Below are 20,780 nucleotides of genomic sequence, written 5' to 3'. Positions count from 1 at the left end.
CGGCTCACCCGCCCTGGTAGAACCGCGCCGCGCCCGGATGCAGCGGGATCGGGTCGGTGCTGGACGCGCTCTGCCGGGTGAAGTTGCCCGCCTCCGGGTGCACCCCGATCAGGTCGCCCTGGTAGGCGAAGAGCAGCCGGGTCAGGTCGTACGCCAGCTCGTCCGGCATGTCGGCGCTGACCAGGATCATGTTCGACACCGTGACCGTCGGCGTGCCGGACGGCGTGCGGTAGGCGTCCTTCGGCAGCTCGGCGGTGGTGTACACCGAGCCGTACCGGGCGTTGAGCGGCTCGATCAGGTCGGCGATCGGCAGCAGCGTGAACGTGCCCGGCGCGCTGGAGAGCAGGTCGGCGATGCCCGGGGTGGGCAGGCCACCGGAGAAGAACATCGCGTCCAGCGTGCCGGCCCGCATCCGCTTGACCGTCTCCGGCAGGGACAGGGTGAACCGGTCCACGTCCCGGTCCGGGTCCATCCCGGCGGCGGTCAGCAGCCGCCCGGCGATGATGTCCGTGCCGGACTTCGGCGAACCCGTGGAGACCCGCTTCCCGCGCAGCCCGGCGAAGTCCTTCACCTTGGCGTCGGCCCGCACGATCACGTGGGTGTAGTTGCTGTAGACCCGGGCCAGCGCCCGCACCGGTTGGGGTTGCCCGACGAAGGCGCCCTGCCCGGTGACCGCGTCGGCCGCGGTGTCGGCGAGGCTGAAGGCGATCTCCATGTCGCCGCTGGCCAGCCGGGTGACGTTCTCCACCGAGGCGCCGGTCGGCTCGGCCCGCGCCTCGTACCCGGGCAGGTGGCGGCTGATCACGTCGGCGTAGCCGCCGCCGAGCTGGTAGTACACGCCGGTGGTGTTGCCGGTGGCGAGGAAGATCCGGCCGCCGTGCCAGGCCTGCGGCGGCGCGGCCGGCTGCCCGCAGCCCGCCACCAGCAGCGTCACCAGCAGGGCGGCCAGCCAGGGCGGTGGCCGGCGGGTCACGCCCGGACCGCCGGTTCCAGCGCCTCCGCCACCCGCTGCACCAGGGTCGCGGTCTCGAAACCGATCTGACCCAGGTCGCAGCCCGGCGCGGCGAGCACCCCGAGCAGGGCCCGCTCGCCGACCGCCATCACCAGCATCACCCCGCCGTCCATGTCCACGATCTGCTGGCGTACGCGGCCGGCCGCCATCAGCCGCGCGGCGCCGACGGTCAGGCTGGCCAGGCCGCTGATCACGGCGGCGAGCTGGTCCACCTGGTCGGGGGAGAGGTGCGGTGAGGAGGCCAGGCGCAGCCCGTCCTCGGAGACGGCTACGGCGTGCGACACGTCCGGCACCTGCTCGGCGAAGTTCGCCAGGAGCCAGTCCAGGCCGGCGCTCACGGGTGTGGTCATCGGTGTCTCCCGTTGGGTCTCGTCTGCTGGTTACGTCGCATCGCGCTGGCCACCCCCTCGGCGAGCGCGGACAGTCGGGCCCGCACCACCTCCGGGTCGAGCAGGTCCTCCGCCGGCCGGGCCGGCGCGGTGTTCGGCAGCGTCGGGAGCTGACCGCCGCGGGTCCGGCGGGGCAGCCCGGCGCCGGAGGCCGCCGGCCCGGTCGACGGGTGGGCGGCGCCGGGCGGGGGCGCCACGGCGGCCCGGAGCACCGGCGGCCGGGGCGGGGCCGCGACCCCGGTACCGGGGGCGACCACCGGCAACCTCACCGTCGGCGCGTGGTGGACGTCGGTCGGGTCCGGCCGGAACAGGCTGCCGCCGTACGCCGGCGTCAGCCGGGGCGCGGGCGTCGGGTTGGGCACGGTCGTCGCCAGGGCCGGCGCACCGGCCCCGGCCCGGAACCAGGCCGCCGTCGAGGCGGGCTGGCGGACGGGAGCGGGACGCCGGGACACCGTCTCCACCCGGACGAGCGCCGACTCGGGCACCTCGACCTGGGCCACCGTGCCGGTGCCGGTGTTGTGCAACTGCACCCGGATCCCGTACCGGGCGGCCAGGTGGGCCACCACGTGCAGGCCCATGCTGCCGGCCGCGGCGCTGGAGAGCACCGCCGGGGCGAGCAGCCGCTTGTTGATCGCGGCGAGCCGGCCCTCGCTGATGCCGATGCCCTGATCGTGCACGCGCAGGGTGAGCCCGTCGACCGTCCGCCGGCCGTCGACCTGCACCGGGGTGTGCGGCGGCGAGTAGTTGGTGGCGTTCTCCAGCAGCTCGGCGAGGAGGTGGACCAGGTACCCCACCGCCGACCCGTGCACCGCGGCCGCCGGCACGTCGATCTCCACCCGGGTGTAGTCCTCGATCTCCGAGGAGGCCGCGCGTACCACGTCGGCGAGCAGGTGTTCCCCCTCGTACGCCCGCCCCGGCTCGCCACCGGCGAGGACCAGCAGGTTCTCCCCGTTGCGGCGCATCCGGGCGGCGAGATGGTCCAGCGCGAAGAGCCGGGCCAGCGCGTCCGGATCGGTCTCGTCGCGTTCGAAGTCGTCGAGCAGGCGCAGCTGCCGGGTGATCAGGGTCCGGATCCGGCGGGCCAGCGCCTCGGCCATCCGGGTCACGTCCAGCCGCAGCTCGGCCTGCTCGCCGGCGAGTCGCAGCGCCGCCCGGTTGACCGTGTCGAACGCCTCGGCCACCTGCGCGACCTCGTCCCGCCCCTGCCGGATGTCCTCGGTCAGCCGGGTCGCCTCGCCCTCGGCCGGCCTGCCCTCGCCGGCCGCGATCGCGGTGATCCGCTCGGGCAGCTCCGAGTTGGCCACGGTGAGCGCGGCCACCCGCAGCCGGCGCAGCCGGCGGCTGGTCCGTACGGCCAGCAGCGCGGCGGCCAGCAGCGAGGCCCCCGCGACGGCGGTGGTGGCCCCGCCGGTGACCAGGGCCCGCCGGCGGGCGTCCCGGGCCAGGCTGGCGGCCTGCTGGTCCAGGTCCTCGGAGAGCTCCCGGCCGAGCAGGTTGAAGCGCCGGATCGTGCCGCTCTGGGCCACGTACCAGGCGTCGCCGTCGACCTTCAGCGCGGCGGCGAGGGTCTCGCCCTTGACGGCGGTGTCCCGCATCCGCTGGGCGGTCGCCACGTCGGCGCCGGCGACCAGCCGGGCGTACGCGGCCTCGGCGTCGGAGTCGGCGATCCGGGAAAACTCGGCCTGACGCTGTTCCCGGGCGCCCCGCAGCTGGCCGAGTCGGACCAGTTCGCCCTGGGCCAGCTCGCCGCGGACGAAGACCGTCCGGAGCAGGTCGCGTTCCAGCGCGGCCAGGTGTTCCTGGCTGGCGACCGCCGCCACCTCCCGGGCGGCGTTGGCCAGCTCGGTGTCGCGCAGCTGCGCGGGCAGCGCGTCGGCGACGGTGAGCAGCGACTCGACCAGTGCCACGTAGGTGGGGTCGGCCCCCTCCGACGTGGGCGCCGACCGGCGGGCGGGGTCGAGCTGGTGGAGCTGGTCGTCGGCGGTGTCGAGCACCCGCCCGAGGTCCGGTGCGGCCCGGCGGGCGTCCCGGCTGGCGGCGCGGAACCGATCGACGGCGGTGTCCACCCGCAGCCGCTGGGCGTCCACCAGCGGCCGGCCGGTGGAGCCACCCCGCTGGCGCAGGGCGGCCGTCTCGCCGAGTTCCCGCTCCAGCTCGTGCACCAGGCGCACGGTGGCGGTGGCGGTGCCGGCGAGGACCCGGGCCCGGTCGGCGTCGACGGAGGCGTCCAGCGCGGTGCTGGTCTGGGTGGCGCCCAGCACGACCAGGCCGACGGTGGCGACCAGGATCGGTGCGAGCAGTTGGGTGCGGACCGACCAGAGTCGGCCGGTGTGGTCCGCCGGCCGGTTGTGCCGGCGTACGCGGGCGGGGCGGGGGAGCGGCACGCGGGTCTCCCGGGAATGGTCGGGGACGCCGGGCCCGGGCGGTGGCCCGGACCCGGCGCCGTCGGTCAGCTCGCGCCGAGGTCCTGCAGGGCCTTGGCCGCCCCGCGGTGCAGCGGTACGGGGTCGGTCTTGCGGGCGTTGTCCAGGTTGATGCCCTTGGCGGCCGGGTTGGCCTGGGCCAGCGCGTCCTTCTTGTCGAAGACGGTCCGCGCGACGGCGCAGGCGACGTTGGCGTTGAGGTCCTTGCGGACCAGCAGCACGTTGGGCACCACGATGGTCGGGGTGTCCGTCGCCGTCTTGTAGACGTCCGCGCGGATCGTCCCGGCCTGGTACGCGGGGTTCAGCTCGGTCATCTTGGGCAGCAGCGGGGCGATGTCCAGGAACTTCACCTTGTCGCCGGCCGTGGTGAACAGGTCGGTGACCCCGCCGGTCGGTACCCCGCCGGACCAGAAGAAGCCGTCGATGCTGCCGTCCTTGACCCCCTCCACGGTCTTGGCCAGGTCGAGCCGCTGCGCCTGGATGTCCTTGGCCGGGTCGAGACCGGCGGCGGTGAGCAGGCGGTTGGCGATGACCTCGGTGCCGGACTTGGGGGAGCCGGTGGAGATCTTCTTGCCCTTCATGTCGGCGACCGAGCCGATGCCGGCATCGGCCCGCACGATCACCTGGGTGTAGTTGTCGTAGATCCGGGCCAGCGCCTGCACCGGCTGCGGCGAGGTGAAACTGCCCTTGCCCTGCACCGCGTTGACGGCGGTGTCGAAGAGCGAGAACGCGACGTCGTACTGGCCGCCGACGAGCTGCTCGATGTTCTGCACCGAGGCGCCGGTCTCGGCGGCGGTGCCGGTCAGCTTGCCGTCGGTCGTCGTGGAGAGCTGGCCGGCGAGGGCGTTGCCGACCACGTAGTACACGCCGGTGGCGTTACCGGTGGCGATGCCGACGCGGGTGCTGTCAGTGACCTTGCAGGTGATCTCGCTGGCGGCGTCGTCCTTCGCCGCGCCGTCCTGTTTGCCCCCGCAGCCGGCGGCGCCGCTCGCGACGAGGGCGAGTGCCCCCACTCCCGCGGCCAGCCGCACGTTGATCCGTCTCACTGTTTTCCTCCCCATGGTTCACCGGTGGTGTTGCCGACGGCTCGCCGGTCCGGTTGGCGGAGCCGCGTCGTACGAGGACACCCGCCACCACGGCGGCGGCCAGGACCGCGCCGACCGTGACGGGTACGGGTTCGAGCCAGAGCAGCGTCAGCCCGGCGAGCGCGCCGAGGATCCGTTCCGGTACGCCGGCCGGGCCGACGCCGGGCAGCCAGCCGCCCGCCGCCACGGCGAGCACGGCGACGCTGAGCGCGGAGATCACCGCGGCCACGGCGACCCGCTGCGGCCCGCCGATCCCGAGCAGCCCCAGACCGGCCGGGGTGATCACGAAGGCGATCGGGATCAGGTAGGCCGGCAGGGCGTACCGCAGGGTCTGCCACATGGTCGGCACCAGCCGGCCGCCGGTGACCGCGGCGGCGGCCACCGCGGCGAGCGCGGTCGGCGGGGAGACCTCGGACAGGACCGCGAAGTAGAAGACGAACATCGCCGCGGCGGGCGCGGCGACGCCCAGGTCCAGCAGGGCCGGGCCGATGATCACCCAGCCGATCACGAACGAGGCGGTGACCGGCACCGCCAGCCCGAGCAGGCTGAGCGCGACGGCGGCCAGCACGGCGGTGAGCGCCAGCACCACGGCCGGGTCGGACGAGACCGCCTGCGCGCCGGAGATCAGCAGTGCCGCCGCCTGCGGGCCGAGCCCGGTCTTGGTGGTGGTCGCCGTGATGATGCCGGCCGCGGCGCAGACCGCGCTCACCGCGAGCACCCCGCGCGCGCCGGTGCCCAGCGCCTCGACCAGCCGGGCCGGGGTGAGCCGGTGCCGACGGTCCAGGAAGGACAGCGCGGCGGCCAGCACGGTCGCCCCCACCACCGCCTTCGTCGCCGAGACGCCCAGGGCGAGCAGGCCGGTGATCACCAGCAGGGACAGGAAGTGGTAGCCGAAGCGGCCCAGCAGCCGCCAGGGCGAGTCGGTGTGGACGACCACCGGGCGAACGCCCGAGCGCCGGGCGTCGATCTCGACCGCGAGCAGGATGCCGAGGTAGTACAGCACCGTCGGGATGGTCGCCCAGCCCAGCACCTGGAGGTACGACACGCCCAGGTACTCGGCGATGATGAAGGCGGCCGCGCCGAGGGTGGGCGGGGACAGGATCGCCCCGACGCCGGCGGCGGCGAGCATCCCGCCGGCGCGCTCGGCCGGGTAGCCGGCCCGGCGCAGCACCGGCCAGGTCACCGCGCCGATGCTGACCGTCGTCGCCGCGCCCGATCCGGAGACCGTGCCGAGCAGGAAGCCGGAGGCGACCGCCGTGCGCCCGGCGGCCGTCCGGGAGCGCCGGAAGGCGGCGGCGGAGAGTTCCACGAAGAACCGCCCGGCCCCGGAGAGGTCCAGCACCGCGCCGTAGATGGTGAACAGCACGATGTACGAGGCCGCGACGTCGAGCGGGGTGCCGTAGAACCCGCTGTCGGAGTTGTAGAACGCGTCCACGAGCTGGCCGAAGTCGAGCCCGGCGTGCGCCACCGGCCAGGACTGCGGCAGCAGCCCGCCGTAGTAGCCGTAGGCCAGGAACAGCAGGCAGACGGCGGGCAGGATCCAGCCGGTGGTGCGCCGGCAGGCCTCCAGCAGGAGGAGCAGCAGCACGGTGCCCATCGCGACGTCGAGCCCGACGAGCAGGCCCTGCCGGTCGAGGAAGGCGTCGTACCCGCCGCCCCCGCCGCCGACGGTGAACGGCAGCACCGGGTAGAGGCAGGCGACCAGGGCCGCGGCGGCCAGCAGCCAGTCCGACCGGGTCGGCCCGGCCGCGTCCGGCCCGTCGACGGAGGCGGCTGTGCGGCCCGGCCGCCAGGGGATCGAAAGGCCCGCCGGGTACGCCAGGAACACCGTCGGCAGCACGCCGGCCAGGAAAACGATCAGGTAGTACTTGCTGCCCTGCGGAAGTGGTTGAAAGACCTGGACAAGTGCCAGCAGCGCGATCCCCACCGTCGTGCCGGTGACCAGAATGCGGACCGGGCCGGTGAGCGAGCGCCCCGGTTTCTCGTCCTCGAATTGCGCGGCGAGTTCGCGGGTGTCCGGCACCGCGGCGCGGGGTGGTGCGCCTGCCGTGACCTGCGGCGGAAGGGGCGCCGGAGCGTCCTTGAGGGCGGCTCCCGCCCCCTTGGAGCCGGGAGGCGGCGCCTGCGGGGCGGGACCGTCGGAGAAGCGTACGGACGACACGAGGGGGCACGATACGCCAATTATCCACGCCATGGAACATTGCCGATTATCATTGCGGTCGGTAATGGCGATCTATTTCAATCACGCAGCGGAATCTGAGTAAAGGAGGATTTAACAAATTGATTGAGCTGAACTGTTGACAGGCGCCGGTGGTCGGGGTGCGTCCGAAAAGGACCTGTCCAGTATGGCCCGCATCGCCCCACTGATGGCCGCGTTGACGGTCCGACGGTTCGTTGCACGGGAGCGCACCGCGCGGTGACTGTCTGTATTGTCAACTACTCTGCGTTGTCGGCTCCGAGCCGGCTGTGGCGGGCCCGGAAACCCGTCGAGGGTGTCGGACGTCGCCGGTAGGGTCGGCCGGTGACCACTGCTCAACCACTCATCCAGGCTCGGGGGCTGGTGAAGCGGTTCGGCGACTTCACCGCCGTCGACGGCATCGACGTCGAGGTGCGCCCCGGCGAGGCGTTCGGCTTCCTCGGGCCGAACGGCGCCGGCAAGTCCTCCACCATGCGCATGATCGGCTGCATCTCCCCGCCCAGCGGCGGCGAGCTGCGCATCCTCGGCATGGACCCGGTGCGCGACGGCCCCGCCATCCGGGCGCGGCTCGGCGTCTGCCCCCAGCTCGACAACCTCGACCCCGAGCTGACCGTCCGGGAGAACCTCACCACCTACGCCCGCTACTTCGGCGTGCCCCGCGCGGTGGCCCGGGCGCGCGCCGCCGAGCTGCTCGACTTCGTGCAGCTCACCGAGCGGGCCGACAGCAAGGTCGAGCCGCTCTCCGGCGGCATGAAGCGCCGGCTGACCATCGCCCGCGCGCTGGTCAACGAGCCCGAGATCGTGCTGCTCGACGAGCCGACCACCGGGCTCGACCCGCAGGCCCGGCACCTGGTCTGGGAGCGGCTGTTCCGGCTCAAGCAGCAGGGGGTGACGCTGGTGCTGACCACCCACTACATGGACGAGGCCGAGCAGCTCTGCGACCGCCTCGTGGTGATGGACGGCGGGCGGATCGTCGCCGAGGGCTCGCCCCGGGCGCTGATCCAGCGGCACTCCACCCGCGAGGTGGTGGAGCTGCGCTTCGCGGCCGAGTCGCAGGAGACGTTCGCCGGCAAGCTCGACGGGCTGGGGGAGCGGGTCGAGGTGCTGCCCGACCGGATCCTGCTCTACGTCACCGACGGGGACGCCGCCGTCGGCCAGGTGGAGGCGCGTGGCCTGACGCCGGCCAGCGTCCTGGTCCGGCGCAGCAGCCTGGAGGACGTCTTCCTGCACCTCACCGGCCGCACCCTGGTCGACTGATCAGCGGGTTCCTCGCGCGAAGCGATGACCGCGGCAACCCCGTCCTGCCGACGGGGGTTGCCGCGGTGGCTGGCCGGAACCGGAGCCTGAGCTGAGCTATTTGACCCGGTCAGCTGAAACGGGAGGGACCTCGACGTCGACGTCGAGCCCGTAGTCCGAGTACCCAGCTCGGCAGCCACCTGCCGCTCAGTCAGGTCGACGTAGTACCGCAGCACGATCACCGCCCGCTGTTGACGCGACAGCGTCATCAGGGCATCGCGTAGGTCCTGGCGTGCCCCGTGCAACCCCCCGTGCGGGTCGACCCGGTCGGGCGGTTCCGCCGTCAGCGTTTCCCGACGGAAACGCCGCCACCAGCTGACGTTGCCGTTGATCAGCATCCGGCGCAGGCATGCGTGCGGATCGCCGTGACCGACCTTCCGCCAGCGGACATACAGCTTGACCAGACATTCCTGCAGCAGATCCTCAGCCCGTTGCCGGTCACCGATGAGCAACGTGGCGAACTGCAGGTGACGGGGCCACGCTTCCGCGACGAACTCGCATAGCTGGCGCTGCTCGACGCCGGATCGGCGACTTCCTTGGTCATGTCTCACACGCTTGGCATCGTCGAAATGGTCTACACCGCCGGCCAACTCCGCAGCAGCCGGCCACCAGCAAACCAGCCGGGTGCGGAGCTGCCCGCCCGGGACCACGAGGTTCTCGTCCCGCTGCGGGGGCGACCTGTCGCTGCGGCCGCTCGGCGTGGCGATGTGCGCGCCGGCACTGGCCGGGCTGAGCCGATCGGCCGTGCTGGTCAACGCGCCCTTGCCCAGGTCAGGAAACGTTCGGCCATCCCCTCCGGCGCGTCCTGCCCGTTCAGCACGGCGAGGTCGGTCATGGCCTCGTGCATCAGCGTGGCAAGGTAGATCAGCAGGCCCGTCCGGTTCTCGCGGTACTCGCCGAGCAGCGCCAGCCGGGCCGGGGAGCAGGGCCACGCGGCGCCGCAGACCCGGCAGCGCCACGACGGGCGCGCCGCGACGTGCGGGCGGTAGCGCGGCATCAGGGGGTGCCCTCCCCGGCCCGGCGCGGCGATGGCAGCCAGTGGCCGCCGTTCGCCCGCCATTCCTGGGCGCGGGTCAGCCGCCCCGGGCGTCCCGGGCCATCGGTCGGGAAGACCTCCGTCGGCGCGGTCGCCCACGCCGGGCGTGCGTTGGGCGTACGCCGGGGGAGCGTCGCGGGTGGCGTCGGGCGCCGGCAGCGCCAGAACCTGAGTCGCATGCGGTCAGCCTCCGTCGAGCTGGGAAGGGGGCGCCCGGGACCTCGTTGTCGCCGGGCGCCCCCGGCCTGGTTCCGCCCGCCGTCTGATCCCGTGAGCGGTTCCGCTGCGTGACAGTCTGGTGAGGACCCGACTACGGTGGGAGATCCCGCGCGCCGACGACCAGGGCGTATGGCGGCCGGTCCCAGGCGGTACGAGGATGTACGGAGGCTGTCCGTGGAACGCTCGTCCATGCTGGACCACTTCGCGGAGGAACTGCGGCTCGCCCGGGCCACCAGTGGCATGTCCCAGACCGCGCTGGCCGAGGCGCTGAGCTATTCGGGCGCCCTGGTCGCCAAGGTGGAGACCTGCGAGCGTCGGCCGAGCCTCGACTTCGCCCGCCGGTGCGACACCGTGTTCGGGGCGGACGGGCGGTTCGAGCGCATCCAGCGACGGATCAGCCGCGAGACCGTGGTGCCGTGGTTCCGCGACTGGGCCGGCATCGAGCAGGAGGCCACAGCGCTACGCACGTTCGAGCCGCTGTGCGTGCCCGGCCTGTTGCAGACCGAGGGCTACGCCCGAGCGCTGCTGGCCGGCGGCGGACTGTTCGCGCCGGACGAGATCGAGCAGCAGGTGGCGACCCGGCTGGACCGCCAGGCGCTGCTCACCCGCGACCGACCCCCGCTGCTCACCGCCGTCGTCGACGAGCACGTGCTCCGCCGCCGCGTCGGCGGGCCGGAGGTGATGCGCGAGCAGTCGCAACACCTGATGAAGCTCGGCTCGACCCTGCCTAGGGTTCGGATCCAGATCGTGCCGCTGACTGCCGGTGCGTACCCTGGGATCAACGGTCCCTTCGTGATCGCCACCTCGTCGCAGGGAGAGGATGTCGTTTACCAGGAGGGGCAACTCCACGGGCAGGTGATCGACCGCGCCGAGTACGTGCGGCAGATGGTCGAGGTGTGGGAGTCGATCCGTGGTGAGGCACTATCGCAGCAGCAGTCCCTTGACTTGATGGCGGAAGTGGCGGAGACATGGATCTGACCGGCGCCCAGTGGCGCAAGAGCAGTCGTAGCAACGGCCAGGGCGGCAACTGCGTAGAGGTGGCCGACAACCTGCCCGGCGTGGTGGCCGTACGCGATTCCAAGGATCCGGGCGGTCCGGCGCTGAGCTTCGACCCCGCCGCCTGGCGGACGTTCGTCTCAGGCGTCGCCCGGCGGTAGCTCGCCCACCACGCCACCTGTCGCTCCGAAGCGGCCAGCCTGGAGGACGTCACCTCGCCGCGCTCACCCCGCACTCCGGGGCCGGCGCGGAAACTGGCACGACACGGGCGGGCGCCGGTCGTAGGGTGGCCCCGGCCTGTCGTACCCCCGGGGTAGGAAGGCCGTGGTGAACGGCGGCGACGGGGGTGATCGGGTGAGCGTGGCGCAACCGGCGCGGGAGCGGGCCCGGCCGGCGTTGCCGAGGGTGCCGGCGCTGGCGGTGCTGGCGCACTACCTGACCGGCTACCGCCGCACCTGGCGCGCCGGGGTCTTCTCGTCCTTCCTGCTGCCGACGCTGACCGTGGTCGGCTTCGGCCTGGGCGTGGGCGCGTATGTCGACCAGGGCGTCGACGGGGTGCGGTACCTCGACTGGATCGTGCCCGGGCTGCTGGCCTCGACCGCGCTCCAGGTGGCCATCGGCGAGTCGACCTGGCCGGTGTTCAGCAACTTCCAGTGGATCAAGACCTACTCCGCGCAGAGCGCGGCACCGCTGCGGATCCGCGACATCCTCGCCGGCCACCTGGCCTTCGTGCTGTTCCGGGCGCTCACCGCCAGCGTCGCGTTCCTGCTGGTGACGGCGCTGTTCGGGGCGCTGCGTTCGGGCTGGGCGGTGGCCACCCTGCCGGTGGTGGCGCTGCTCTGCCTGGCGGTCGCCGCGCCGACCTTCGCCTACGCGGCGGTGGTGGACAGCGACAGCTGGCTGGCCATGCTGTTCCGGTTCGCGGTGATCCCGATGACGCTCTTCGCCGGGATCTTCTTCCCGGTCGAGTCGCTGCCCGGCGTGCTGCGCTGGCTGGCGTACGCGACGCCGCTCTGGCACGCCGTCGACCTGTGCCGGGCGGCGACGCTCGGCGTGGCCCCGCAGTGGTCGGTCGCCGGCCACCTGCTCTACCTCGCGGCCTGGGCGCTGGGCGGCTGGCTGTTGGCCGCCCGGCTCTTCCGTCGCCGGCTCGTGGTCTAGGAGGCTCGCGTGGTCACTCTCGTCCTGCCCCGGCTGCTCGACGTCTCCGGCACGTCGCGCCGGTCGGCCGCGGTGGTCGAGCGCAACGTGGCGGCGCTCAAGTCGGTCTACTGGCTGCTGCTGCTCTCCGGGTTCGTCGAGCCGGTGCTCTACCTGTTCTCCATCGGGGTCGGGGTGGGCCAGCTGATCGACGGGCTCACCCTGCCCGACGGCCGGGTGGTGGAGTACGCCGCGTTCGTCGCCCCGGCCATGCTCGCCTCCTCGGCGATGACGGGGGCGCTGGCCGAAACCACCTTCAACTTCTTCGGCAAGATGAAGTACCTCAAGCTCTACGACGGGATCATCGCCACCCCGGTGCGGCCCTTCGAGATCGCGCTCGGGGAGCTGGGGTGGGCGATGGTGCGCGGCTCGGCCTACTCGGCGGCGTTCCTCGCGGTGATGGTGGCGATGGACCTGACCTCCGTGGGGCGGGCGTTGTTGGCGTTCCCGGCGGCGGTGCTGGTCGGCTTCACCTTCGGCGCTATCGGCATGGCGCTGGCGACCTTCATGCGCAGCTGGCAGGACTTCGACCTGATGGGCTCGGCGCAGTTCACCCTCTTCCTCTTCTCGGGCACCTTCGTGCCGGCCGAGGACTACCCTGCGCTGCTGCGCTGGGTGGTGGAGGTGACCCCGCTCTACCGCTCGGTGCACCTGATCCGGGACATCTGTGTCGGCGGGTCCGGTTGGCTGTGGCTGCTGGACCTGCTCTACCTGCTGGCGCTGACCGGGCTCGGGCTGGCCGTGGCGTCCCGGCGGATGGTGGGCCTGCTCTACAAGTAAAGGGTTAACGGCTGCCTTTCCCGGGGCATGTCGGGGGTGACAACCGTTGACCACGAGGAGGGGCGATGGCCTCCGACGACACGTCCGCCCGGGCCGGGCGCGACCGCGACGACCAGAACACCGCGACCGCGGCCGGGTCCCGTTCGAGCGACCCGGGGGGCCGTAACCCGCGCGGCAGCCGGCCGGTCGGCCCCGACGAGGGCCCGGACAGCCCGGCCGAGCTGCCCGGCTCCGGCTGGGTGGCGGCCCTGAAGCGCACCGTCAAGGAGTTCCAGGACGACAGCCTCACCGACTTGGCCGCCGCGCTGACCTACTACGGGGTGCTCTCCATCTTCCCCGGGCTGCTGGTGCTGATCTCCCTGCTCGGCCTGCTCGGCGACCGCGCCACCCAGGGAGTCAAGGACACCGTCAACCAGGCGGTGCCGGAGGAGAACATCCGGAAGATCATCGAGGGCGCCATCGAGCAGGCGGGCGCCTCGGGCGGGCTGGCCAGCATCGCCGCGATCGTCGGTCTGCTCGTGGCCTTCTGGTCCGCCTCCGGCTACATCGCCGCCTTCATGCGCGCCTCGAACACCATCTACGACGTGCCCGAGGGGCGGCCGATCTGGAAGACGCTGCCGATCCGGCTCGCGGTGACCGCCGTGATCGGCGTGATGCTGCTGGCCTGCGCGGTGATCGTGGTCTTCACCGGCGGCCTCGCCGAGCAGGTCGGGAGCGCGATCGGGTTGGGCTCCACCGCAGTGACGGTGTGGAACATCGCCAAGTGGCCGGTGCTGCTGCTCCTGGTCAGCCTGATGTTCGCGATCCTCTACTGGGCCTCGCCGAACGCCCGGCACGGCGGCTTCCGCTGGGTGAGCCCGGGCGGGGTGCTGGCCGTGGTGATCTGGCTGGTGATCTCCGGCCTCTTCGCCCTGTACGTCAGCAACTTCGCATCCTACAACAAGACCTACGGCGCGCTGGCCGGCGTGATCATCTTCCTGGTCTGGCTGTGGCTGAGCAACATCGCCATCCTGCTCGGCGCCGAGTTCGACGCGGAGCTGGAGCGCGGCCGGGCCATCTCGGCCGGTCACTCGCCGGAGGAGGAGCCCTACGTCGAGCTGCGCGACGACCGCAAGCTCAAGAAGAAGCGCAACGCCGCCGGGGAGCGCTAGCCCCTTCCGGCAGGCCCCAGGTCGACCCCGTCGCGTCCGGCGCGACGGGGTCGACCTTTTCTTGATCCACTTATAGCTTTTGTCCTAACGGACAAAAGTTGGCGGCGGATTGACCGAAGCTATGGACAGGAGGCACGGAAGGCTCCTACTGTGTCGGACACAACACATCGACGTCACATCGATGTGAACACCGACGCGGAGGTGGATCCCGTGCGGACGGTAGAACCCCTGCACCTACGGCTGTTGCGGCTGCTCCGCGACGCGGGGCCGGCGTCCCGGGCCGAGCTGGGTGACCGCCTCCAGATGCCCCGGCCCCGGCTGCTGGCCGAGCTGGAGCGGCTGGTGGGACTGGGCCTGGTGGCCGAGGCGGGACTGGCCGCCTCCCGGGGCGGGCGCCGCTCGACCCTGGTCGAGCTGGACCCCCGGTTGCGCTTCGCCGCCGTCGACCTCGGCGCCAGCTCGATCGACGTCGAGGTGGTCAACGGCCGGCTGGAGCCGGTCGCCGCGTACGCCGAGCCGGCCGACATCCGCTCCGGACCGAAGGTGATCCTGCACCGGGTCAACGAGCTGCTGCACAAGGCCCGGGTGGACGGGGCGTACGAGAAGCTGGACGGCGTCGGCGTGGGCGTTCCCGGGCCGGTGAGCTTCCGCGACGGGGTGCCCGTCTCGCCGCCCATCATGCCCGGCTGGGACCGGTTCCCCGTCCGTGAGCTGCTCACCCGCGAACACGGCTGCCCGGCGGTGGTCGACAACGACGTCAACATCATGGCGATCGGGGAACGGCACGGCGGGGTCGCCCACTCGATCGACGACTTCCTGTTCGTCAAGATCGGCACCGGCATAGGGTGCGGGATCTACCTCAGCGGCGAGGTCTACCGGGGCACCGACGGCTGCGCCGGCGACATCGGCCACATCCAGGTCGACGCGCACGGCGCGGTCTGCTCCTGCGGCAACGTCGGCTGCCTGGAGGCGGTGTTCAGCGGGGCCGCCCTGGCCCGCGAGGCCGTCGCCGCCGCCCGGGCCGGCACCTCCCCGGCGCTCGCCGAACGGCTCGCCGCCCGGGGCGTGGTCACCGCCCGGGACGTCGCCGAGAGTGCGGTCGAGGGCGACGTCACCTGCATCCAGCTGATCCGCGACGGCGGCCGGCGGGTCGGCCAGGTGCTGGCCGGCCTGGTCAGCTTCACCAACCCCTCGATGATCGTGATCGGCGGCGGACTGGCCCAGCTCGGCCACATCCTGCTCGCCGAGATCCGCAGCGTGGTCTACCGCCGGTCGCTGCCACTGGCCACCGGCAACCTGCCGGTCGTCCTGTCCGAGCTGGGCCCCCGCGCCGGCGTCGCCGGCGCCGCGGTGCTGGCAAGCGACGTCGCCTTCGGGGAGGCATCGTGAGCGCGAGGAGTGAGCCGGGTCTGCGAGCCCCGCAGTCGCGAACTGAGGTGGCCCGGTGAGCGCGAGGAGTGAGCCGGGTCTGCGAGCCCCGCAGTCGCGAACTGAGGTGGCCCGGTGAGTGCGGCCGAGGGCGGGACGGCTCCGCTGGTCACCCCGCCCGCCGACACCGTCGCGGGCGAGGTGGTCCTGCGCCTCACCGACGTGGTGAAGACCTTCCCCGGCGTACGGGCGCTGGACGGGGTGCAGCTGGAGGTGCGGGCCGGCGAGGTGCACTGCCTGCTCGGGCAGAACGGCGCCGGCAAGTCCACCCTGATCAAGGTGCTCGCCGGGGTGCACCGGCCGGACTCGGGGCACGTCGAGTGGCGCGGCCAGCCCGCCGCCTTCGCCGACCCGCAGGCCGCCATGCGCGCCGGGATCGCCACCATCTACCAGGAACTCGACCTGGTCGAGGACCTGTCGGTGGCGGAGAACGCCTTCCTCGGGCACGAGCCGCGCCGGCTCGGCTTCGTCCGGCGCGGGCAGATGGCCCGCCGGACCCGGGAGATCCTGAGCCGGCTCGGCCACGGCGAGATCCCGCCCGGCCGGATGGTCCGCGCCCTGCCGGCCGCCGGCAAGCAGGTGGTCAGCATGGCCCGGGCGCTCTCCCACGAGGCGCGACTGATCATCATGGACGAGCCGAGCGCGGTGCTGGCCCACGACGAGGTGGGCAACCTGTTCCGGATCATCCGGGAGCTCACCGCGCAGGGCATCGCGGTCATCTACATCTCGCACCGGTTGGAGGAGATCCGCGAGATCGGCGACCGGGTGACCGTACTCAAGGACGGCCGGACCACGGCGGCGAACCTGCCGGCCCGCGAGACCCCGACCCGCGACCTGGTCTCGAAGATGACCGGCCGCACCATCGAGTACGTCTTCCCGGACCGCCCGGCCGGCACCGACACCGGCGCGGAACTGCTGCGGGTCGACGGGCTCGGCCGCGCGGGCGAGTTCGCCGACGTCTCCCTGCGCGTGCGGGCCGGCGAGATCGTCGGCATCGCCGGGCTGGTCGGCTCCGGCCGGTCCGAGCTGCTGGAGACCATCTTCGGCGCCCGCCGCGCGGAGACCGGCACCGTCCACGTGGACGGCCGGGCGCTGCGCCCGGGCAGCGTCGGAGCGGCCGTCCGGGCCGGCATGGGGATGGCGCCCGAGGAGCGCAAGAGCCAGGCGCTGCTGCTCGGCGAGCCGATCCACCGCAACGTCACGCTGGCCACCTTCAGCCGGTACGCCCGCCTCGGGTTCACCGACGCCGGCCGCGAGCGTGACGAGGCGGAGCGGATCGCCGACCGCCTCCAGCTCCGGCCCCGGGACGTACGCCGCCCGGTGCGCACGCTCTCCGGCGGCAACCAGCAGAAGGTGGTGGTCGGGCGCTGGCTGCTCGGCGACACCCGGCTGCTGCTGCTCGACGAACCCACCCGCGGGGTGGACGTGGGCGCCCGGGCCGAGCTCTACCGGGTGATCCGCGACCTGGCCGCGCAGGGTGTCGGGGTGCTGCTGGTCTCCAGCGAGGTGCCCGAGGTGCTCGGCCTGGCCGACCGGGTGCTGGTCATGCGCGAGGGCCGGATGGTGCGCGAGGCACCGGCCGGCGAACTGGACGAGAACACCGTGCTCGACCTCGTCATGGCGGGGTCTCTGATGGAAGGCGCGCCCGCATGAACGAGCGCACACAGCGGAGCGAGGTGGCGGCATGAGCGAGACCGCGACGCCCGAGAGCCGGGCGGAGCTGCCGGCGCAGTCCCCGCCGGTCGACCCGGCGGAGACGGCGGCGGTGACCAACAAGGCCGCCGCGCCGGGCCGGCTGTCCTGGTGGCACGGCGACGGCGGCGAGGGCGCGAAGCGCAACCTCGGCCTGATCGCGGTGCTGGTGGTGCTGGTCGTGATCGGCGCCGCCACCCGCTCGGACCTTTACTCGAACCCGGACTGGGTGTGGGACAACACCCTCACCATCCTCAAGCTGGCCTCGGTGGTCGGCGTGGTGACCGTCGGGATGACCTTCGTGATCATCGGTGGGGGCATCGACCTCTCCGTCGGCGCGATCGTCGCGCTCGCCGGGGTCTGGTGTACCACGGTCGCCACCCAGAGCTACGGCGCCGGCGGCATGATCTTCTCGGCGCTGGTCGTCGGGTTGGCCGTCGGCCTGGTCAACGGGGTGCTCATCTCGTACGGCCGGCTGGTTCCGTTCATCGCCACGCTGGCGATGCTGGTCGCGGCCCGCGGTCTGGCCGCGGAGATCTCCGACAAGCAGACCCAGGTCTCGAACAACACCTTCATCAACGGGATCGCCGCCAACAAACTGCTCGGCATCCCGCTGCTGGTCTACATCCTCGCCGCGGTCGTCGCGGCCGGCTGGGTGCTGCTCAACCGCACCACCTTCGGCCGGCGTACGGTCGCGGTCGGCGGCAACCCGGAGGCGGCCCGCCTGGCCGGCATCAACGTCCGGCGGCACACCGTGCTGCTGTACGCGCTGTCCGGGCTGTGCTGCGGCATCGCCGCCATCATGCTCACCGCCCAGGCCAACTCGGCCCAGGCGGCGATGGCCAACCTCTACGAGCTGGACGCGATCGCCGCCGCGATCATCGGTGGCACGCTGCTCAGCGGCGGGCGGGGGACGATCGTCGGCTCCCTGCTCGGCGTGATCATCTTCTCGACGATCACCAACCTCTTCGCCATCAACGGCCTCTCCACCGAGGCCCAGAACATGGTCAAGGGCGGCATCATCGTGGCGGCCGTCCTGGTCCAGCAGGTGCAGTTCCGTAGCCTCACCCAGTTCTTCGGCCGCAACCGGGCCACCACCGCCTGACCGCCGCGGCGCGGCGCGCCGCCCTCCTCACGACACACCGCATCTCGGCGGCCACCTGACGACGGTGGCCGGGATCCGCACACCCTCTTTCGCCCCATCACCGTCACTTTGGAGGTCGTCATGACCCAGCACAGTCGTGACCTGTCCCGCCGCCGGTTGCTGTTCGGCGGGGCCGCCGTCGGCGCCGGCGTGCTCCTCGCCGGCTGCACCAGCAACGAGACCGAGCCCACCGCCGCGCAGACCAAGGCCGCCGCGACCGGCGGCAACGCCGAGCCGGGCAAGAAGGTGGTCCTCGGCTTCTCCGCCCCGGCCGCCGACCACGGCTGGATCGCCGCCATCACCAACAACGCCAAGGCGCAGGCCCAGGCGTACTCGGACGTGGAGTTCAAGTCCGTCGAGGCCGGCGCGGACGCGGCGGCGCAGCGGGCGGCGCTGTCCACGCTGATCTCGCAGAAGCCCGACGTCATCGTGCTGCTGCCGCACGACGGCAAGGAACTCAACGCCTTCGGCCTGGAGGCGATGAAGTCCGGCATCCCGGTGGTCAACCTGGACCGTGCCTTCCCGGACGCCCGCGCCTACCGGCTCCAGATCAAGGGTGACAACTACGGCATGGGCGTGGCCGCGGCCACGTACATCGTCGAGCAGCTCAAGGCCAAGGGCGTGAGCAACCCGGTCATCGGCGAGATCCCCGGCATCGACTCGCTGGAGCTGACCCAGGAGCGGTCGAAGGGCTTCGCCGACACCCTCGCGGCGAACGGTCTGAAGGTGGCCAACCGCCGACCGGCCGAGTTCACCGCCGACTCCGGCCAGCAGGCCGCAACCGGGCTGTTCCAGGCACTGCCGAAGATGGACGCCCTCTGGAACCACGACGACGACCAGGGCATCGGCGTCCTCGCGGCGGTCAACCAGGCCAACCGCAAGGAGTTCTTCATGGTCGGCGGCGCCGGCTCGAAGAAGGCAATGGAGGACATCCAGTCCGACAACACGGTGCTCAAGGCCACCGTCACCTACAGCCCGTCGATGGCCTCCTCGGCCATCTCGCTGGCCCGCCTGATCGGCCAGGGCAAGGGCATGTCCGACCTGGTGGAACTCCAGGTGCCCAAGGAGATCGTGCTCGCCTCCGAGACGATCACCAAGGAGAACGCGGGCAACTACCTCAAGCTCGGGTTCTGACACACGGGGGGAGACCCACCTTGTCCACACAGCACAGCGAACTGCGGGTCGGCATGGTCGGCTACGAGTTCATGGGCGCGGCGCACTCGCAGGCGTGGCGCACCGTGAACCGGGTGTTCGAGTTGCCGGCGCGGGTCCGGATGGCGACGATCTGCGGCCGGGACGCCGGGAAGGTCGCCGCCGCGGCCGACCGGCTCGGCTGGGACGCGTACAGCACCGACTGGCGGGACCTGGTCGCCTCGGACGACATCGACGTGGTCGACATCTGCACACCGGGGGACAGCCACGCCGAGATCGCGCTCGCCGCGCTCGCCGCCGGCAAGCACGTCATCTGCGAGAAGCCGCTGGCCAACACGGTGGCCGAGGCCCGGGAGATGACCGCTGCCGCGGCCACCGCCCAGGCCGCGGGGGTACGGTCGATGTGCGGGTTCAACTACCGCCGGGTGCCCGCGGTCGCCCTGATGCGGCAGCTCGTCGCCGAGGGCCGGCTCGGGGTGCTGCGGCACGTCCGGGCGGCGTACCTCCAGGACTGGATCGTCGACCCGCAGTTCCCGCTGGTGTGGCGGTTGCAGAAGGACAGGGCGGGCTCCGGCGCGCTCGGTGACATCGGCGCGCACATCATCGACCTGACCCAGTACGTCACGGGCCAGCGGATCACCGGGGTCAGCGCGGTGACCGAGACGTTCGTCAAGGAACGGCCGTTGCCGGGCGGGTCGAGCGGCCTGGCCGCGCAGGCCGACGGCAACGGCCGGGCCACCGGTGCGGTCACCGTCGACGACGCGGCGGTCTTCGTCGCCCGGCTGGACGACGGGGCGCTGGCCACGTACGAGGCGAGCCGGTTCGCCACCGGTCGCAAGAACGCCCTCCGGGTGGAGATCAACGGGTCGCTCGGCACCGTCGCCTTCGACCTGGAACGCCTCAACGAGCTGGAGTTCTACGACGCCACCCGGCCCACGGCCGAGCAGGGCTTCACCCGCATCCTGGTGACCGAGTCCGAGCATCCGTACCTGTCGGCCTGGTGGCCGCCGGGGCACATCATCGGCTACGAGCACTCCTTCACCCACCAGATGCGCGACTTCGTCGAGGCGGTCGCGACCGGCGCCGACCCGACGCCCTCCTTCGCCGACGCGTTGCAGGTCCAGCTGGTGCTGGACGCGGTGACCCGGTCGGCGGAGCTGGGCTCCCGGTGGACGGAGGTGGAGCCCGCGCTGGCCGCGCTCCCCGTCTGACCAGGCCACCTCCGGCGCCGACCGGCGAGGACCCGACCGCGGTTGCGCCCCGCGGGCGGGACGGGATCGGCACCGGAGGGCGTGCCGCCCCGGCCACCACGGCCGGCGGCGCACGCGTACGACGGTCGTCCGGTGCGGCCGGACCGGGATTCCCCGGCCGCACCGGAGGACCGCCACCACCGTCCCGGCGACCCGCAGCACGCCCGGCCGCCAACCGGCCGGGCCCGGGCCGCCACCACCACACGTCCGGTCGCGGGCCGCGCCGCCGCCCGTCGACCGGATACGGGGGAGGCAGGGCCGAGACGCCGACCGACCCTGCCTGCCAGCCCCGTCCGCACGCCGTGCGGGGTACCGGGTCCGGCGTCGCGC

18 protein-coding genes are annotated in these 20,780 nt (G+C 72.7%); 12 read left to right on the top strand and 6 right to left on the bottom strand.

Translation table 11 applies throughout. The annotated features are described in order from the left end of the window. Positions 1-4: 4 nt before the first annotated feature. From M2302_RS12415 to M2302_RS12395, 5 genes are all read right to left on the bottom strand, one after another. Positions 5-973: a TAXI family TRAP transporter solute-binding subunit gene (locus M2302_RS12415; protein WP_280838064.1), complete on the bottom strand. Its 969-nt coding sequence runs from the start codon at positions 971-973 to the stop codon at positions 5-7. Next, a complete protein-coding gene (locus tag M2302_RS12410) occupies positions 970-1,362 on the bottom strand; it encodes a roadblock/LC7 domain-containing protein (protein WP_280838063.1) in 393 nt (130 codons plus the stop codon). Before M2302_RS12410 ends, M2302_RS12415 begins: the two co-directional genes overlap by 4 nt. After that, positions 1,359-3,785 (bottom strand): nitrate- and nitrite sensing domain-containing protein, encoded by a 2,427-nt coding sequence (locus tag M2302_RS12405; protein ID WP_280838062.1) that lies wholly within the window; start codon positions 3,783-3,785, stop codon positions 1,359-1,361. Before M2302_RS12405 ends, M2302_RS12410 begins: the two co-directional genes overlap by 4 nt. A 65-nt stretch (positions 3,786-3,850) precedes the next feature. Beyond that, positions 3,851-4,837 carry a TAXI family TRAP transporter solute-binding subunit gene (locus M2302_RS12400; RefSeq protein WP_280838121.1) on the bottom strand — a complete coding sequence of 329 codons (987 nt, stop codon included), beginning with the start codon at positions 4,835-4,837 and terminating at the stop codon, positions 3,851-3,853. Further along, positions 4,731-6,932 (bottom strand): TRAP transporter fused permease subunit, encoded by a 2,202-nt coding sequence (locus M2302_RS12395; protein ID WP_280838120.1) that lies wholly within the window; start codon positions 6,930-6,932, stop codon positions 4,731-4,733. Before M2302_RS12395 ends, M2302_RS12400 begins: the two co-directional genes overlap by 107 nt. 498 nt (positions 6,933-7,430) lie before the next feature. Here M2302_RS12395 and M2302_RS12390 point away from each other — a divergent pair, with 498 nt between their 5' ends. Both M2302_RS12390 and M2302_RS12385 read left to right on the top strand, forming a co-directional pair. Then, positions 7,431-8,363 carry an ABC transporter ATP-binding protein gene (locus M2302_RS12390; protein WP_280838061.1) on the top strand — a complete coding sequence of 311 codons (933 nt, stop codon included), beginning with the start codon at positions 7,431-7,433 and terminating at the stop codon, positions 8,361-8,363. Between the two features lie 290 nt (positions 8,364-8,653). After that, entirely contained in the window at positions 8,654-8,905 is a 252-nt protein-coding gene (locus M2302_RS12385; protein WP_280838060.1) for a hypothetical protein, read from the top strand. Positions 8,906-9,153: 248 nt separating this feature from the next. Here M2302_RS12385 and M2302_RS12380 read toward each other — a convergent pair whose 3' ends face one another. Beyond that, positions 9,154-9,399 carry a flavin reductase gene (locus M2302_RS12380; protein WP_280838059.1) on the bottom strand — a complete coding sequence of 82 codons (246 nt, stop codon included), beginning with the start codon at positions 9,397-9,399 and terminating at the stop codon, positions 9,154-9,156. 432 nt (positions 9,400-9,831) lie between these two features. On the opposite strand from M2302_RS12380, the gene M2302_RS12375 reads away from it, so the two are divergent. The 10 genes from M2302_RS12375 to M2302_RS12330 all read left to right on the top strand — a co-directional run bounded on the left by M2302_RS12375 (position 9,832) and on the right by M2302_RS12330 (position 20,411). After that, the gene (locus M2302_RS12375) at positions 9,832-10,635 is read left to right on the top strand and encodes a helix-turn-helix transcriptional regulator (RefSeq protein ID WP_280838058.1); all 804 of its coding nucleotides are present in this window, start codon (positions 9,832-9,834) and stop codon (positions 10,633-10,635) included. Continuing rightward, complete coding sequence (locus M2302_RS12370; RefSeq protein ID WP_280838057.1) at positions 10,626-10,814, top strand: DUF397 domain-containing protein; 189 nt, start codon at positions 10,626-10,628, stop codon at positions 10,812-10,814. Before M2302_RS12375 ends, M2302_RS12370 begins: the two co-directional genes overlap by 10 nt. Positions 10,815-11,013: 199 nt before the next feature. Then, positions 11,014-11,814 (top strand): ABC transporter permease, encoded by an 801-nt coding sequence (locus M2302_RS12365; protein ID WP_280838119.1) that lies wholly within the window; start codon positions 11,014-11,016, stop codon positions 11,812-11,814. A 9-nt stretch (positions 11,815-11,823) separates the two neighbouring features. Continuing rightward, positions 11,824-12,633, top strand: coding sequence for an ABC transporter permease (locus M2302_RS12360; RefSeq protein ID WP_280838055.1), 810 nt, complete (start codon positions 11,824-11,826; stop codon positions 12,631-12,633). A 65-nt stretch (positions 12,634-12,698) separates the two neighbouring features. Continuing rightward, positions 12,699-13,784 (top strand): YihY/virulence factor BrkB family protein, encoded by a 1,086-nt coding sequence (locus M2302_RS12355; protein WP_280838054.1) that lies wholly within the window; start codon positions 12,699-12,701, stop codon positions 13,782-13,784. Positions 13,785-13,994: 210 nt separating this feature from the next. Continuing rightward, on the top strand, positions 13,995-15,173 hold the full coding sequence (locus M2302_RS12350) for an ROK family protein (protein WP_210777284.1): 1,179 nt from the start codon (positions 13,995-13,997) through the stop codon (positions 15,171-15,173). Between the two features lie 180 nt (positions 15,174-15,353). Beyond that, positions 15,354-16,865, top strand: a complete 1,512-nt coding sequence (locus tag M2302_RS12345; protein WP_280838118.1) for a sugar ABC transporter ATP-binding protein — start codon at positions 15,354-15,356, stop codon at positions 16,863-16,865. A 31-nt stretch (positions 16,866-16,896) separates the two neighbouring features. Next, positions 16,897-18,009, top strand: a complete 1,113-nt coding sequence (locus M2302_RS12340; protein WP_280838053.1) for an ABC transporter permease — start codon at positions 16,897-16,899, stop codon at positions 18,007-18,009. A 120-nt stretch (positions 18,010-18,129) separates the two neighbouring features. Next, positions 18,130-19,182 carry a substrate-binding domain-containing protein gene (locus M2302_RS12335; protein ID WP_280838052.1) on the top strand — a complete coding sequence of 351 codons (1,053 nt, stop codon included), beginning with the start codon at positions 18,130-18,132 and terminating at the stop codon, positions 19,180-19,182. A 20-nt stretch (positions 19,183-19,202) separates the two neighbouring features. Next, positions 19,203-20,411: a Gfo/Idh/MocA family oxidoreductase gene (locus M2302_RS12330; RefSeq protein WP_280838051.1), complete on the top strand. Its 1,209-nt coding sequence runs from the start codon at positions 19,203-19,205 to the stop codon at positions 20,409-20,411. Positions 20,412-20,780: the final 369 nt, after the last annotated feature.

The sequence above is a fragment of the Micromonospora sp. A200 genome, from assembly GCF_029893845.1.
GTDB lineage: Bacteria > Actinomycetota > Actinomycetes > Mycobacteriales > Micromonosporaceae > Micromonospora > Micromonospora purpureochromogenes.
The sequence above is the reverse complement of the archived record's forward strand: the minus strand, read 5'-3'. Positions and strand labels throughout refer to the sequence as shown.

What these genes read in the sequence shown, in the direction of transcription:
- M2302_RS12410 (WP_280838063.1), bottom strand. Translation starts at nt 1,362, where the DNA reads ATGACCACACCCGTGAGCGCCGGCCTGGACTGGCTCCTGGCGAACTTC.
- M2302_RS12340 (WP_280838053.1), top strand. Translation starts at nt 16,897, where the DNA reads ATGAGCGAGACCGCGACGCCCGAGAGCCGGGCGGAGCTGCCGGCGCAG.
- M2302_RS12370 (WP_280838057.1), top strand. Translation starts at nt 10,626, where the DNA reads ATGGATCTGACCGGCGCCCAGTGGCGCAAGAGCAGTCGTAGCAACGGC.
- M2302_RS12380 (WP_280838059.1), bottom strand. Translation starts at nt 9,399, where the DNA reads ATGCCGCGCTACCGCCCGCACGTCGCGGCGCGCCCGTCGTGGCGCTGC.
- M2302_RS12335 (WP_280838052.1), top strand. Translation starts at nt 18,130, where the DNA reads ATGACCCAGCACAGTCGTGACCTGTCCCGCCGCCGGTTGCTGTTCGGC.
- M2302_RS12355 (WP_280838054.1), top strand. Translation starts at nt 12,699, where the DNA reads ATGGCCTCCGACGACACGTCCGCCCGGGCCGGGCGCGACCGCGACGAC.